Origin of the sequence: Pseudonocardia autotrophica (assembly GCF_003945385.1) — a bacterium.
GTDB classification, from domain to species: domain Bacteria; phylum Actinomycetota; class Actinomycetes; order Mycobacteriales; family Pseudonocardiaceae; genus Pseudonocardia; species Pseudonocardia autotrophica.
Genome location: NZ_AP018920.1, coordinates 6,287,209 through 6,301,520, shown reverse-complemented (window position 1 = coordinate 6,301,520; position 14,312 = coordinate 6,287,209). Strand labels below are relative to the sequence as shown.

The 14,312-nt window shown below is 72.1% G+C and carries 16 protein-coding genes; 8 read left to right on the top strand and 8 right to left on the bottom strand.

What is annotated here, in order from left to right; all coding sequences use genetic code 11:
* The first annotated feature begins 184 nt into the window (after positions 1–184).
* Complete coding sequence (locus Pdca_RS35850) at positions 185–349, top strand: hypothetical protein (protein WP_158092312.1); 165 nt, start codon at positions 185–187, stop codon at positions 347–349.
* Between the two features lie 52 nt (positions 350–401).
* On the opposite strand, the gene Pdca_RS29280 is transcribed toward Pdca_RS35850, so the two are convergent.
* Positions 402–1,175 carry an SDR family NAD(P)-dependent oxidoreductase gene (locus Pdca_RS29280; RefSeq protein ID WP_085915871.1) on the bottom strand — a complete coding sequence of 258 codons (774 nt, stop codon included), beginning with the start codon at positions 1,173–1,175 and terminating at the stop codon, positions 402–404.
* Between the two features lie 219 nt (positions 1,176–1,394).
* Between Pdca_RS29280 and Pdca_RS29275 the strand changes: the two genes are divergently transcribed.
* Genes Pdca_RS29275 through Pdca_RS29260 form a run of 4 tightly spaced genes read left to right on the top strand, consistent with a single transcriptional unit; the run spans position 1,395 to position 4,556 of the window.
* Positions 1,395–1,778 carry a hypothetical protein gene (locus Pdca_RS29275; protein ID WP_125911607.1) on the top strand — a complete coding sequence of 128 codons (384 nt, stop codon included), beginning with the start codon at positions 1,395–1,397 and terminating at the stop codon, positions 1,776–1,778.
* Positions 1,779–1,828: 50 nt separating this feature from the next.
* Positions 1,829–2,305 carry a transposase gene (locus Pdca_RS36145; RefSeq protein ID WP_179956585.1) on the top strand — a complete coding sequence of 159 codons (477 nt, stop codon included), beginning with the start codon at positions 1,829–1,831 and terminating at the stop codon, positions 2,303–2,305.
* Entirely contained in the window at positions 2,302–3,312 is a 1,011-nt protein-coding gene (locus Pdca_RS29265; RefSeq protein ID WP_125911267.1) for an IS3 family transposase, read from the top strand. Before Pdca_RS36145 ends, Pdca_RS29265 begins: the two co-directional genes overlap by 4 nt.
* A 20-nt stretch (positions 3,313–3,332) precedes the next feature.
* Positions 3,333–4,556, top strand: coding sequence for a lyase family protein (locus Pdca_RS29260; RefSeq protein ID WP_197719840.1), 1,224 nt, complete (start codon positions 3,333–3,335; stop codon positions 4,554–4,556).
* A gap of 18 nt (positions 4,557–4,574) precedes the next feature.
* On the opposite strand, the gene Pdca_RS29255 is transcribed toward Pdca_RS29260, so the two are convergent.
* The 5 genes from Pdca_RS29255 to Pdca_RS37860 form a co-directional block, all read right to left on the bottom strand.
* Complete coding sequence (locus tag Pdca_RS29255) at positions 4,575–5,108, bottom strand: putative immunity protein (protein ID WP_085912538.1); 534 nt, start codon at positions 5,106–5,108, stop codon at positions 4,575–4,577.
* 20 nt (positions 5,109–5,128) lie between these two features.
* Complete coding sequence (locus Pdca_RS29250) at positions 5,129–6,658, bottom strand: AbgT family transporter (RefSeq protein WP_085912539.1); 1,530 nt, start codon at positions 6,656–6,658, stop codon at positions 5,129–5,131.
* 114 nt (positions 6,659–6,772) lie between these two features.
* Entirely contained in the window at positions 6,773–7,498 is a 726-nt protein-coding gene (eutC, locus tag Pdca_RS29245) for an ethanolamine ammonia-lyase subunit EutC (protein WP_085912540.1), read from the bottom strand.
* Positions 7,495–8,871 carry an ethanolamine ammonia-lyase subunit EutB gene (locus Pdca_RS29240; protein WP_085912541.1) on the bottom strand — a complete coding sequence of 459 codons (1,377 nt, stop codon included), beginning with the start codon at positions 8,869–8,871 and terminating at the stop codon, positions 7,495–7,497. The genes eutC and Pdca_RS29240 overlap by 4 nt, the downstream gene beginning before the upstream one ends.
* Positions 8,868–9,182 (bottom strand): hypothetical protein, encoded by a 315-nt coding sequence (locus Pdca_RS37860; protein WP_307724083.1) that lies wholly within the window; start codon positions 9,180–9,182, stop codon positions 8,868–8,870. Before Pdca_RS37860 ends, Pdca_RS29240 begins: the two co-directional genes overlap by 4 nt.
* On the opposite strand from Pdca_RS37860, the gene Pdca_RS37855 reads away from it, so the two are divergent.
* Together Pdca_RS37855 and Pdca_RS29230 are read left to right on the top strand one after the other, a co-directional pair.
* Positions 9,181–9,501, top strand: coding sequence for a hypothetical protein (locus tag Pdca_RS37855; protein ID WP_307724084.1), 321 nt, complete (start codon positions 9,181–9,183; stop codon positions 9,499–9,501). The genes Pdca_RS37860 and Pdca_RS37855 overlap by 2 nt on opposite strands.
* A 688-nt stretch (positions 9,502–10,189) precedes the next feature.
* Positions 10,190–10,555, top strand: a complete 366-nt coding sequence (locus Pdca_RS29230; RefSeq protein ID WP_085912542.1) for a hypothetical protein — start codon at positions 10,190–10,192, stop codon at positions 10,553–10,555.
* A gap of 146 nt (positions 10,556–10,701) precedes the next feature.
* Here Pdca_RS29230 and Pdca_RS29225 read toward each other — a convergent pair whose 3' ends face one another.
* Positions 10,702–11,310 (bottom strand): hypothetical protein, encoded by a 609-nt coding sequence (locus Pdca_RS29225; RefSeq protein WP_085912543.1) that lies wholly within the window; start codon positions 11,308–11,310, stop codon positions 10,702–10,704.
* 170 nt (positions 11,311–11,480) lie between these two features.
* Between Pdca_RS29225 and Pdca_RS29220 the strand changes: the two genes are divergently transcribed.
* The gene (locus Pdca_RS29220) at positions 11,481–13,532 is read left to right on the top strand and encodes an ATP-binding protein (RefSeq protein WP_085912544.1); all 2,052 of its coding nucleotides are present in this window, start codon (positions 11,481–11,483) and stop codon (positions 13,530–13,532) included.
* Here the strand turns inward: Pdca_RS29220 and Pdca_RS29215 are convergent.
* A complete protein-coding gene (locus Pdca_RS29215; protein WP_085912545.1) occupies positions 13,508–14,179 on the bottom strand; it encodes a response regulator transcription factor in 672 nt (223 codons plus the stop codon). The genes Pdca_RS29220 and Pdca_RS29215 overlap by 25 nt on opposite strands.
* Between the last annotated feature and the right edge of the window lie 133 nt (positions 14,180–14,312).

The following is a 14,312-nucleotide window of genomic DNA, read 5'->3' as shown; positions in this document are numbered from 1 at the left end:
GGATCCTGGCGCACGAGCTGTCGCACGTCGAGCTCCACCACCGGCTCGGCGATGCCCGGGCGCAGGTGCCGCAGTGGTTCGACGAGGGGCTCGCCGTCATCGCCGGAGACGACCGGCGCTACATCGGTCCGCCCGGTGCGGCCGACCGCTGCCTGGTCCGCGCCGACGGCCCCTCCCTGCCTCGTTGGACGAGTGGCTGGCGGCCGCGAGCGCGGACGTCGAGGTGTACGCCGAGGCGGCGTGCGAGGTCTCCCGGTGGCTCGCGGACCACGACACCCCGCGACAGGCCACCGCACATCTGGTCGAGGGGCTCCGGTCGGGCGCGAGCTTCACCGGCCTCGTCCGGTAGCCCGAGCCTCCGGCGGTCCCGGCCGGCAGGGGTTTGACAGCCCTCGCGGCCCTCAGCGTGACTCCGGGTCCTGACCACGCGCGGCCCGCCCGCCGTCCACCGGCAGCACCACTCCCGTGACGAAGCCCGCTGCGTCGGAGAGCAGGTAGGCGACCGTGTCGGCCACCTCGCCGGGCCTCCCGACCCGGCCCAGCGGATGGATCTCGGCCATCTCCCGCCCGATCCTGGCCGCGTCGTCGGCGCCCGTGTCGTCGAGCATCGCCTCGTACCGGTCGGTCGTGATCGAGCCCAGTGCGACCGCGTTGACCCGGATCCCGTCCGCGCCGTGGTCGACGGCGGCGGCCCTGGTCAGGCCTTCGATCGCGGCCTTCGCGGTGGCGTAGGGGAGCGCGCCGCGGACGGCGCGCCGGGCCTGGTGGCTCGACATGTTCACGATCGAACCCGGTGTGCCCTGTGCGCGGAACCGGCGCACCGCGACGGCCGTGCCCACGACGGCCGGGGCCAGGTTCGCGGTGATCAGCGCGACCAGCTCGTCGGGGGCCGCGGTGTGCAGGGCCGCATCCCGGAAGACGGCCGCGTTGTTCACCCAGCCGGAGAGCTGGCCGAGCTGCTGTGCGAGATCGGCGGCCCGCTCGGCGGCGGCCGGGTCGTCGGCGCCTCCGACGACGGCGGCGACCCCGGGCCCGGCCGGATGGGTGTCGGTCCACCGGGCACAGCCCGGATCACGTTCCAGGACGACGACGGCGTCGCCCCCGGCGAGCAGCTTCTCGGCGATGGCGCGGCCGATACCGCGACCGGCACCGGTGACCACGTGCGAGCGGACCATCCGCTCATCCTCCCCGCGCCGGCGACCCAATCCCAAGCGATTCCCAAGAATTCCGGGGTCCGATGGAAACGGTCGTCGGTTGCCGGGATTCTCGCCGCAGGGGGATGAATCGGGGGGACGAATCGCGGGCGCTCCGCTGTCGCGGAACGCGGTCTCGTCCTGCTCACCGGACACCCCGGTGTCCGTCGACGAACGACGAGAGGATTCTCAGTGACGAGGATGTCCACCAGTTCCGGATGGGGCCGAACGCGATCGTTCGTGGTGCCGGTTGCGGCGACCGCGATCCTGCTGTCGACCGCCGTCGCCTCCGCGCAGGAGTACGACCACCGCTCCGTGGGGCTGGTCGCCCAGCAGGAACAGGACGAGCCGATCCGGGACGAGTTCTTCTGGCTCGCCGAGATCAACAAGGCGACCACCGTCATCAACAGCGAGGAAGGGCTGCTGGACGAGGCGATGGTGCCGGGCATCGCCGACGCCCTGCAGAAGGTGATCGACGACGGCGCCGCACCCGGTGCGAAGCGCCCGTCGACCGTCGTCGCCTTCGAGCCGCTGCTCATCGAGGCCGGCTCGACCGACGTCACCCTCTCTGCCAAGATCACCTGAGACAGGTTGAAGTCAGCGGTTCACAGTAGAGGGCGTGATCGGAGATCCTGGTGCTCGTGTCATCGGAGGAGCGTCGCGGTGCGGGGGCCGGCAGCAGCGGGTCGACGGCGTCGTCGTCGGGTCCGCGGTCGGCTGGTGGTCCGTCGCCGCGTCCGTCGCGTAGGTCGTTCAGCGCGGAATACAAGCTGGCGATCGTCGCGGAGTATGAGAACGCGCCGAACGGTGAGAAGGGCGCGGTCCTGCGCCGGGAGGGCCTGTATTCGTCGCACGTGATCGAGTGGACCCGGGCCCGGGACGTCGGCGCGCTGGAGGGCGTAGCCGATTCGAGGCGGTCGGCGAAACGTCCGAAGCGGTCGGCGGAGGCGGCCGAGTTGGAACGGCTCCGGGCCCGGAACGCGAAACTCGAATCCGACCTGACGAAGACGCGGACCGCGTTGGACATCATGGGAAAAGCGCACGCGCTCTTGGAGCAGCTGTCCGAGAGCGCGGACGACCAGGAACCACCGGCGCCGCGGAAGCGGCGTTGAACGGCGCGTTCACCGAGTTGCGCGCCGCTGAGGTGTCGATCAAGGCGGCGTGCGCGTTGACCGGTCGGTCGCGGGCCACGCACTACCGCCGCGCCGACCCGGCGGGGGTGACGCTCGGGCCGCTGCACGGCCCGCACCGTGCGCGCCGGCTCCCGCCCTCGACGATCACCGACGACGAGCGTGCCGCCGTGCTCGCGCTGCTGAACTCCGAGGACTACCGGGATCTGGCCATTCCGCAGGTGTGGGCCCGGGAGCTCGACGAGGGCCGGTGGTGGTGCTCGCAGTCGAGCATGTACCGGATCGCCCGCGCAGCGGGTCAGAACCGGGAACGGCGCGCCCAGGCCACGCATCCGCCGCGGGTGCGCCCGGAGCTGGTCGCTCATGGCCCGAGCGAGGTGTGGTCGTGGGACATCACCGCGCTGAAGGGCCCGCGGAAGGGCGAGTGGTACAAGCTGTATGTGGTGCTCGACATCTTCTCCCGCTACGTAGTCGGATGGCTCGCCGCGAACGCTGAGGATGCCGTCGTGGCGAAGGATTTCCTCGCCGACGCAGTCGCCCGCAACCACGTCATCCCGCAGACGATTCATGCCGACCGGGGCGGGTCGATGACCTCGAAACCGGTATCGGAGCTGATGGTCGATCTCGGTATCTGCCGGTCACATTCCCGGCCGCAGTGCTCGAATGACAACCCGTTCTCCGAGGCGCAGTTCAAGACGCTGAAGTACGTGCCGGACTTCCCGGACCGGTTCGGCTCGCTCGCTGATGCCCGCGCGTTCTGCGAGCGGTTCTTCGAGCACTACAACCACGAGCATCGGCACTCCGGCATCGGCATGCACACCCCGGCGTCGATCCACTTCGACACCGCGACCGAGGTCCGGGCTCAGCGTCAGACCGTCCTCGACCGCGCACACGCCCAGTATCCCGAGCGATTCAGTCGCCGGCCCAGCCCGCCGCGCCTGCCCGAGCAGGCGTGGATCAATCAACCCGTCCTACAGCCAACTCAGTAAGATCAACTGTCTCAGTTGACTTGACAGCTACCGTCACGCTGCTGCACGCCGGCCGGTCCAGCCAGGACATGCACGCCACCTACCGTGCGGCGATCCTGCGGGACAAGCTGCTCGAGCTCGCCGAGCAGCTGAACACGACGTCCCGGACGCTGGTGGAGCTCGCCGCGAACCACACGGCGACGATCGTGCCGAGCTACACCAACGGTGTCGCCGCCCAGCCGAACAGCTACGCGCACCAGCTGCTCGGCCACGCCGCGGGCCTCGACCGGGACGCACAGCGGATCCGCGAGGCCTACGCCCGCGTCGACCGTTCCGCGATGGGGACCACGGTCCTCAACGGCACCGGCTGGCCGTTGGACCGGGAGCGGATGGCCGAGTACCTCGGTTTCGGCGCGGTCGTCGACAACGCCTACGACGCCTCGCAGATCTCGTCGATGGAGCACCCCGTCGAGGTCGGATCGATCGTCACCTCGGTGGCGCTGCACAGCGGGAACTTCGTCGAGGACGTTCTCACCCAGTACGCGCAGACCCGGCCGTGGATCCTGCTCGAGGAGGGTGAGGGGAACACGTTCGTCTCCTCGGCGATGCCGCAGAAGCGCAATCCCGGCCTGCTCAACGACACCCGCAGCGACGCCTCGCAGGCCGTCACGCTCGCCCAGGGGCCGGTCTTCCAGACCCACAACATCACCCCCGGCATGCCCGACCCGAAGGAGGTCGACAACAACACCGAGGTGGTCGACGCCGGGATCAAGGCACTCGCCGGTCTCGACGAGGTGCTGAAGGCACTCGTCGTCAGCCCGGAGCGGGCGCTCGAGGAGGTCAACAGCGACTGGACGGCGTCCCAGGAGATCGCCGACATCCTCATGCGTGACCACGGACTCCCGTTCCGCGAGGGGCACCACGTCGCGTCGGAGATCGTCACGTTCGCGCGGTCGGAGAACATCGGCCCGCTGCAGTTCCCCTACCCCGAGGCCCAGCGCATCTACACGGAGTCGGTCGCCGGGACGGACAACCCGCAGGAGCTGCCGCTGACCGAGGCCGAGTTCCGGGCCGCGCTCGATCCGGTCGCGATCGTGAACAACCGGACGACCTCCGGCGGATCGCAGCCCGCCGAGGTGGAGCGGATGATCACCGAGGCGCGGGAGCGGCTGACCGCCCAGGACGAGTGGATCGGGCAGCGCCGCGAGCACGTCGCGACCTCGCTCGCCGAGCTCGACGAGGACTTCGCCGGGCTCCGCGGCTGACGGCCGGACGATCGGGACTCAGCGCAGCCCGGTGTCCAGGTCGATCATGAGTTGCGCGACCCGGCTCCGCCCGGCGGGGGCGGGCGGGTAGCGCCGCAGCACGTCGACGAGTGCGCCCGGTGCCCGGCGCCGGGCACCTTCGATGTGCCGGTCACCCACCGCGGGATCGTCACCGGCGGCGAGTTCCAGCGCCCTGGCGGCGTGCGCGGCGGCCCGCAGGATGTGCCCGACCTGGGTCGCCCGTGCGATCGGGTGCAGGTAGGCGGAGGCGGCCGCGTCACCCGCGGCGTGCGCCGCGTGCCTGCCCGGCCCGGTCGTGGCGACCTTCGCGGCCCGGTGCGCGTCCAGCGCGGTGACCCGCTGCAGCCGGGACCGCTCGGCACCGTCGACGAAGACCCGGGCGGCCTGCACGGCGGCGCGCGGGCGCGGATCGTCCGGGGCGGCGTCCTCGAACAGCGGGAGCACCTCCTCGGCGCAGGACAGCGTGTAGCCGGCCACCACCCGCAGCTCGTCCATGGTCAGCGCGAGGTCACCGGGCCCGATCCGTGCCATCCGCCGAGTATCCGGCGATGTCACCGCACCGGGGCGCCGGGGCCGAGCGGGATCCCCAGTGACCACCAGACGAGAAACAGCACGGTCCAGGCCGCCGTCATGAACAACGCCAGCGGCAGCGTGAACGAGACCAGGGTGCCGATCCCGGCGCCGGCCCGGTAACGCTGCAGGAAACCCAGCGCGAGCAGGAAGTACGGGCTCATCGGGCTGATCGAGGTGGACCCGGAGTCGGCGATCCGGAAGACCGCCTGGGCGGTGTCCGGTGGCACGTCGAGCAGCATCAGCATCGGCACGACGACCGGTGCGGTGATCGCCCACATCGCCGTCCCGCTGGTGATCACGATGTTGAGCACCAGCAGGAACCCGAGCACGGTCAGCAGCACCAGCCAGGTCGGCGCGCCGATATCGCGCAGCAGGTCCGAGGTGGCCACCGAGAGCAGGGTCCCGACGTTCGTCCACTCGAAGTAGGCGAGGAACTGGGAGATCGCGAAGAAGAACACCAGGACCGGGGCCACCGTGACGATGCCCTTCGCCATGATCGCGGGCACGTCGTCGAACGTCCGGATCACGCCGGTGCGGATGCCGAAGGCGATGCCGCCGATCCCGAAGACGACGGCGATCAGGAAGGCGACCCCGGCCATCAGCGGCGAGCCCTCGGCCCCGCCGTCCCCGCGCAGCGGCGCACCGGCCGGAGCGGTCAGCAGCAGCGTGACGGTCAGCAGGGTGAGCACCGCGAGGAACGCCCAGCGCAGGCCGGACCGTTCGTCCGCGGAGAGATCGAGCCCTTCGTCGTGCGATCCGGTGCCCTCGTCCGGTTCGAGATTGTCCCGTCGGGTCAGCAGCAGCTCGGTGACCAGGGTGATCACGGCGGCGAGCAGCAGCGCGGACGCGATGTTGAAGTACCAGTTCGCCAGCGGGGTCACCACCGCGTCCGGATCGACGATCCGCGCCGCGGCGGTGCTGATGCCCGCGAAGACCACGTCGTTGGGCGTCGGGACCGGATTGGCGTCGTAGCCCGACGCGATCGAGGTGTAGGCGACCACCACCCCCAGGATCGGCGAGCGTCCGACGGCCTGGAACGCGATCCCGCCGAGCGGGACGAGGATGACGTAGGCGGCCGCCGACGCCACCGTCGAGACGGTCCCGAGGAAGGCGAGCACGAACACGACCAGCGACGCGGGCACGTTCGCGAGCGACGCGCGCAGTGCGGCCCGAAGCAGCCCGGTCCGCTCCGCCAGCGCCACGCCCATGATCACCACCATGATCGTGACCAGTGGCGGGAAGCTGCGATAGGAGTCGAGCGCCGCACCCACGGCGAACGCCAGGCCGTCGCCGCTGAGCAGGTTGCGTACCGGCACCCAGCCGCCGCTTCCCGGGTCGGTGGCGCCGATCCCGGCCGCCGCCAGCCCGAGGCTGAGCAGCCCGAGCAGCGCCGACAGCACCCAGAACAGCCAGAACGGGTGCGGCAGCCGGTTGCCGAGCCGTTCGACGACGTCGAGCGCGCGGACCACGGAGGGCAGCCGCCCGCCGGTGTCCGGTGCTGCGGGCATCGGCGCTCCCTCGAAATCCGTCGTCGCTGACGGTGGATCCTGGCACGCTGCCGGGCTGCGTCCGGCGTGACGGGCGCAGCGGGGTGCCGTGGTCGGCGCCCCGGAGATCCCGTGTCAGCCGGCGGGCAGCGCCGGGTCCGCCTTCAACCCGACGCCGGAGAGCTTCAATCGCCGGGCCTCGCTCATCAGCATCGCCAGCGTGGTCGCCGCCGCCGCGTATCCGGTGCCGTGCGGCGGCCGGATGTTGGACAGGCAGTTGCGCTCGGAGTCGCGGCGGCCACGGCGGGCGTCGTAGGTGAAGTAGACGCCGAGCGAGTCGACCGAGCTCATCCCGGGACGTTCCCCGATCAGCACCACCGTGCTGCGTGCGCCGACCGCGGCGGCGATCTCGTCGCCCAGCGCCACCCGCGCCTGAGTCGCGACGACCACCGGTGCCACCCGCCAGCCGTCGAGCCGGTCCAGGATCTCGGCGAGCATCCCCGGCCCGTGTTCCTGCACCGCGCGCGGCGAGAGCCCGTCGGCGATCACCAGCACGACGTCGTACTCGCCCGCCGGCAGCTCGGTGCCGGGTGCGAGCAGCCGGCCCAGATCGGGCCGGGTCAGGTACTCGGCACGGTCCCGCGGGGCGCCGGCGGCCCACAGCGTGTCCACACCGAGCGCGGCGACGGCGCCGGTGAGCGCGTCGACGTCCAGCGGCGAGTGCACCGCGTCCCGGGCGGCGGCGTGCGCGGCCCGCAGCTCCAGCAGCCGGGCCGTGGGCAACGCGTCACCGGCCCGGCCCAGCGCGACCCGGGCGCGGGTGGAGGCACGCAGCACGTCGAGCGGATCGGTCCCGCTCACCGGACACCCGCCGTCAGCGTCCGGATCGCGGCTCCGGGCAGCTCCCGCACCCGGCCGTCCGGGGCGAGCATGTCCATCGTGGTCAGCCACTGCTCGAACTCCGGTGCCGGCCGCAGCCCGAGCACCTGGCGGGCGTAGAGCGCGTCGTGGAACGACAGCGACTGGTAGTGCAGCATCACGTCGTCCCCGCCGGGTACGCAGATCACGAACGAGCATCCGGCCGCGCCGAGCAGGGTGAGCAGCGCGTCGGTGTCGTCGGCGTCGGCCTCGGCGTGGTTGGTGTAGCAGACGTCGACGCCCATCGGGACGCCCAGCAGCTTCCCGCAGACGTGGTCCTCCAGCCCGGCCCGGGTGATCTGCTTGCCGTCGTGCAGGTACTCCGGCCCGATGAACCCGACGACGGTGTTGACCAGCAGCGGATCGAACGCCCGCGCGACGGCGTAGGCGCGCGCCTCCAGGGTCTGCTGGTCGACGCCGTGATGGGCGCCGGCGGACAGTGCGCTGCCCTGGCCGGTCTCGAAGTACATGCAGTTCGTGCCGACGGTGCCGCGCTCCAGCGACAGTGCCGCCTGGTGCGCCTGGCCCAGCAGCTCCAGGGTGACGCCGAAGCCCTCGTTGGCGGCCTGGGTACCGGCGATCGACTGGAAGACCAGATCCACCGGGGCGTCACGCTCCATGATCTCGATCGACGTCGTGACGTGCGCCAGCACGCAGGACTGGGTCGGGATCGCATAGCGGCTGCGGATGTCGTCGATCAGGTGCAGCAGCTCCGTGGTGCGCTGCGGCGAGTCGGTGGCCGGGTTGATCCCGATCACCGCGTCACCGCAGCCGAGCAGCAGACCGTCCACGATGGACGCGGTCACTCCGGCCGGGTCGTCGGTCGGGTGGTTGGGCTGCAGTCGGGTCGCCATCGTGCCCGGGCGCCCGACGGTGGAGCGGAACGCGGTCTCCACCGGTGTGCGGCGGCCGACCGCGATCAGGTCCTGCAGCCGCATCAGCTTCGTGGTGGCCGCCACCATCTCCGGGGTCAGTCCGGGCGCCAGCGCGGTGATGTCGGTGGCCGGCGAGAGCAGGTGCTCGCGGAACCCGCCCACGGTCATCGACGAGACCGGTGCGAACGCCTCCGGCGAGTGGGTGTCGACGATCAGCCGGGTGACGTCGTCGGTCTCGTAGGGCACGACGTGCTCGGTCAGGAACGTCGCCAGCGGCAGGTCGGCGAGCAGGCTCTGGGCCGCGACCCGCTCCTGCTCCGACGACGCCGCGACGCCGGCGAGCACGTCCCCCGAGCGTTCCGGGGTGGCGGCGGCCAGCAGGGCCGCCACATCCTCGAACTCGTAGGTGTGCCCGCCGAGGGTGGCCCTGCGCCGCGTCATGTCAGCTCTTCCTCCGCCTCGGCCAGCGCCGCGAACTCCTCGTCCGGAGCGGCCGCCACCAGGTGGTGCCGCGAGTAGAGGCCGAAGTACACCATGAACAGCGCGAAGGCGCCCAGGGTCGCGCCCGCCGCGATCGGATCGACCAGGAACGTCGCGATCACCGCCAGCACCGCGATGACCAGCGCGAACCCGGTGGTGACGGTGCCACCCGGCGTCCGGTGGGGCCGGGCCATGCCCGGCTCGCGGCGGCGCAGCACGATGTGGCCGACCATCATGAGCACGTACGACAGCGCTGCCCCGAACACCGCCATGTTCAGCAGCACCTCGCCCTGCCCGGTCAGCGACAGGCAGAACCCGACCGAACACCACCGGACCGGCGAGCGCGATCGCGGTGATCACGAACATCGCCTTGAGTGCCTCGCCGACGCCCGCGATGTGGATGCCCACGAAGATCACGTATGCGGCCAGGTGGACCCACCAGCCGTCGGTGATGCCGAGCAGGCCGAGCGACTCGACGTAGTGGCCGATGAAGGTGGCGATCGCGGCCGACGCGATCGCCTACTCGACGAGGATCGCCGTCCCGGTGGCGAAACGCCCCACGGGCCCGGTGCCCGGCGCGCGAACGTGTAGCCGCCACCGGCCGCCGGCAGCGCCGACGACAGCTCCGCCATCCCCAGCACCTTCGCCATGTGCATGGCGGCGATGACGATCCCGGCGATCAGCAGGCCGCCGAAGCCGCCTTCGGCGAGGCCGACGTTCCAGCCGGAGTAGTCACCGGAGATGACGTAACCGACCCCCGGGCCGGCCGGCAGCACCCAGCGGGCGGCTCCGCTGCGGAGGCCGCGTCTGCCCCGGGTAGTCCTCGGTCGGCCCGGTCATGGGACACGTCTCCGCTCGTCGAGGTGAGCGGATCGTAGGTGTGACCCCCGGTCGTGCGGGATACGTCGTTGTGACGAACTGTTGCGTCTCGCAGTGAACCCGGACGGGGTCGTTGTCGACGCGACAGGGTGACGCGTCGACCCACCCGTGACGGAGGGTCGATCACGGTGCGTGGTCCCGGAAAAGGGTACGCGTCCGTTCGGGTCTCGCCCGGTCACGTTCTGTCGCGGAATGCGGCCGGAAGCGACGGAACCGCGGAGGACGGGTTGCCGGATGAGAGCAGTATCCTCGCAGAAAGTAATGCCTGTCGTCCGATAGTGGTAAGGAATTCGTTGGATCGAGGGTCGACCGGATAGCGTTCTGTGCATCGGCGGGGCTCCCGAACCCACGCCGAACACGCCGGTCCGAAACGGACCCCGTACACAACGGAGAACTAACTGTGCTGAAGAAGGCTGGAATCATCACCGCCGGCGTCACCGCTGGGCTGCTCGCCGTCTCGCCGCTGGCGTTCGCCGGCGATGGTGGTTGGGACCACGGCCACAAGCACGGCGACAAGACCGTCGTGAACGCCGACCAGATCAACAACATCGACCAGGACCGCAACTCCTCGCAGCGCGGTCTGGTCAACGTCGGCGACGTGAACGCGCTGAACAACGCCAACGTGCTGTCCTGCTCGCTGAACAGCGCCGACATCGCCGCCAGCGTGCTGGGCATCCTCGGCGGCCAGGCCACCAACGGTGCCGACGCCCCGAGCGTCTCCGAGTGCTCCCCGGGCTCGACCTCGCAGACCAACGTCCAGGGCTGATCTGCGCCTGAGGTCACCAGGGCCACAGATTCCGTGAGCCGTCTCTCGCGGAACCGTTGACCCGGTCCTTTCCGAATTCCCCGCTCTCCGAACCGGAGCGGGGAATTCGGCATTTCCGCTCCTCTCCCGGCCGGGGATCTCCGGGGCTACGATCGCCGGACCGGGGACCGGCCGGTGGCCATCGTCGCGCCGAGCGGCACCAGCGCCGCGATCAGCGCCAGATCCGAGGCGAGCACGACCGGGCCGATCGTGCCCGGGCGCCCGATCACGAACAGGACTCCGGCGACGGCGAGCAACGCGCCCGGCATCCGGGCCCCGGCTCGCAGGAGCAGCCATCCGCTGAGCGCCAGGCCGAGCGGGGTGAACCAGCCCCACGGCAGGAACGCGAGCACCGCGAGCAGCGGTACGTCCTCGCCGGCCCGGTCGAGCAGGACGGTCCCGGTCGCCGCGTGGTACATCGCCTGGATGTTGAACGCCGCCCCGGCGACCAACCCGATCGTGACGACCGCGGCCACCCGGGGAGCGGCCCGCGGCGCCACCGGCTCCACCGCGCGCAGCACGCCGGGCACCGCGATCGCGAGGGCGAGGCAGGCCCACAACCCGACCGTGCCTCCGAGCACGCCGCTGTTGACGCCGTTCTCGACGAACAGGAACAGCAGGCTGCTCCCCAGCAGCAGGAACGGTCCGAGCACGGCGGCGGTGCCGGCGATCCGGCCGGCGGTCGCCGGGACGGTGTGCGAGATCGTGTCGGTCACGACGGGTCTCCTCCCTCCCGGGGCACCCGCCCCGGGACCGCCGCCCACACTCGACCGGTGGTGGACGGAGGCCCAGCGTGCGGCCCGGCCTCCGGTGGTGCGGCCGTCCGCACCACCGATGGCCGGTCGACCCCCTGTCCGGGCGCGGGCGGGCACCCGATACTCGGCCGATGACCCTGCACCGGCGGCTGCCGACCGTGCTCGCGGTCACCGGGACCGTCGTGGTGCTCGTCGCACTCGCGACAGTCCTGGCCCGGGGCCGGGGCCCGGCCGTGCTCTACGGGTTGTACTTCTGGCACAACGGCCCGTCCGCGCTCGTCCTGCTGTGGACCGGGCGGTTCGTGTTGCAGCGACGCCCAGGACACGGCTCCGGTGTGGTGCTGACGATGGTCGGCCTGCTCCATGCCGGGCACGCGGCGACCGCCGCGGCGGCGGACGCCGCACTCGTCCGGGCGGGGCTGGACACACCGCTGACCGTCGCGTTGACCGACACGATCGTGGTCGCTGATCTCCCGCTCGCCGCGACCGTCCCGCTGTGGGTGATGAACTGGCTCTGGGTGCCCGCCGCGGTGCTCACCGTGGTCGCGCTCCCGGCGCTGTTCCCGGACGGGACCCCACCGCGCAGCGGCGGCCGGGTCACCGCGGTGGCCGGGACGCTCGGCGCCGCCCTGCTGGTCGGCGCGTTCGCCTGGGACGCCTGGCCTACCGCGACCTGGGCGGTCCCGGACCGCCCGGCCGCGATCGGGGTGCTCTCGGTGCTCGGCGGTGTCGCTGTGCTGGTGGCGGCATCCGTCGCGCTGTCGGGGCTGGCCGGCCGGTGGCGGCGGGCCGATCCGGTCGAGCGCGGCCCGTACCGGGTGATCGGCGTCGTACTGGCGCTGTTCGCGCCGGTGGGGGTGCTGACCCACCCGTGGCCGGCACTGTGGATCCCGGCGATGCTCGTGCTGATCAACCTGCTGGTCGTCTGTTACGGAGTGGCCGCGGCCCGTTACCGGTTGCACGAGATCGAGCCGGTGCTCGGTCGCGCGGCCGTCGCGGTGGCGCTCTCCGCGCTGGTCGCGGTGGTCTACCTGGCCGTGGTCGTGGGGGGCGGCGGGCTGCTGGGGCGGCTCGGTGGCGGGGCGTCGGACGGGGCTCTGCTGGTGCTCTCCGGTGCAGTGGTCGTGGCCCTGCTGGTCGAGCCGGTTCGCAGGCACACCCGGCGGTTGACCGAACGGCTGCTGTACCGGCGCGACACCGACCGGCTCGGCGTCATGTCCCGGCTGGCGGCGCGGGCCAGCGGCACCGCGACCCTGCCGGAGGTGCTGTACGACGTCGCGAACCTGCTGGTGCGCAGCACCGGAGCCGCGCGCGCCGAGGTATGGCTGGGCGGCGCGCGGGTTGCGGGTGCAGGCACCGCACCGAAGCGGTCCGCAGAACTGCGCGTCCCGATCGAGGCCGGCGACGAGCTGCTGGGCGAGCTGCGGCTGCTCGCCGTTGCACGCGCCGATCTGGTGCGCGACGCTCCGACGCTGCTCGACGACGTCGCCCGTGCACTCGGCCCGGTGGTGCGGACCGCACGCCTGGCCGACGAGCTGCAGGAACGGCTGACCGAGCTGGCCGAGTCCCGGCGACGGTTGGTGGAGGCGCACGATGCGGCTCGCCGCGGGATCGAGCGCGACCTGCACGACGGCGCACAGGCCCGGCTGATCGCGCTGCGGATGCGGATCGGTGTGCTGCTCGTCGAGACCGGGGATCCCCGGCTGGCCGGGCTCGGGACCGAGGTGGAGGCGATCGTCCGCAGCCTGCGTGATCTCACCCGCGGCCTGCACCCGCCGCTGCTCGACGAGCACGGCGTCGTCGCAGCGCTGCGTGCCGGGACCCGGACCCTGCCGGTACCGGTCATCGTCCACGCCGACGGTTTCGGCCGTCGTCCGCGGGCGGTGGAGACGGCCGTGTACCTCAGCTGCCTGGAGGCTGTGCACAACGCGGTGCGGCACGGGTCGCCGTCACGGGTCGTGGTCGAGCTGACCGGTGGCCCGTACGGGCCCGCCTTCACCGTGACCGACGACGGTGGCGGGTTCGATCCCGGCACCGTCGGGACCGGGACCGGGACCGGGCTGACGAACATCGCGGACCGGATCGCCGCACTCGGCGGCCGGGTCCGGATCGAGGGCCGAGCCGGCGCAGGCACCCGGATCACGGGTGACCTGCCCGGTCAGCCGGAGGTCGCGGAGAGGTAGACCAGCACGGCCCGCACCCGGCGGTGCACGGCGTCGTCGCCCGACTCGAGGCCGAGCTTGCCGAACACGTTGGTGATGTGCTTCTCCACGGCGCGGTCGCCGAGCCGCAGCCGGTCGGCGACCGCGCCGTTCGACAGCCCCTCCGCGACCAGCTCCAGCACCTCCCGCTCGCGCCCGGTCAGGCCGGCCAGCGGCGACGCGGCCCGTCCGGACCGGGCTGCCACCAGCGCCTCCACCACCTGCGGGTCCAGCACCGTGCCGCCGGCCGCGACCGCTCCGATCGCCCGGCGCAGCGTGTCCAGGTCGCCGATCCGCTCCTTCAACAGGTACGCCCGCCCGGCGGCGCCGGGGGTGAACAGGCGCAGCGCCCAGTCCGGCTCCACGTATTGCGAGAGCACCACGACCCCGGTGGACGGGTGCCCGGCGGCAAGCTCCTCGGCCGCCCGGATGCCCTCGTCACGCAGCCCCGGCGGCATCCGGACGTCGGTCACGACCACGTCCGGCCGGTGGTCGGCGACCGCCCGCTGCAGCTCGGGCAGCGTGGGGACCCTGGCCACCAGATCGAGTTCCGGATCGGCATGCAGCAGTGCGGCCAGCCCCTCCCGGATGAGGTAGCTGTCCTCGGCTGCCACCACCCGCAGCGCCATCCGGGGAACCTAGCCGGTCTCCGGCGCCCGGGGATCGAGCATCCGGACGAACACGACCACGCGCGGCCGGTGGTTCCGCCGGACTCGACGGGCCCGGGCCGTCCGGTGTGGAGCGGCTCGCCGGCGCGCCGGA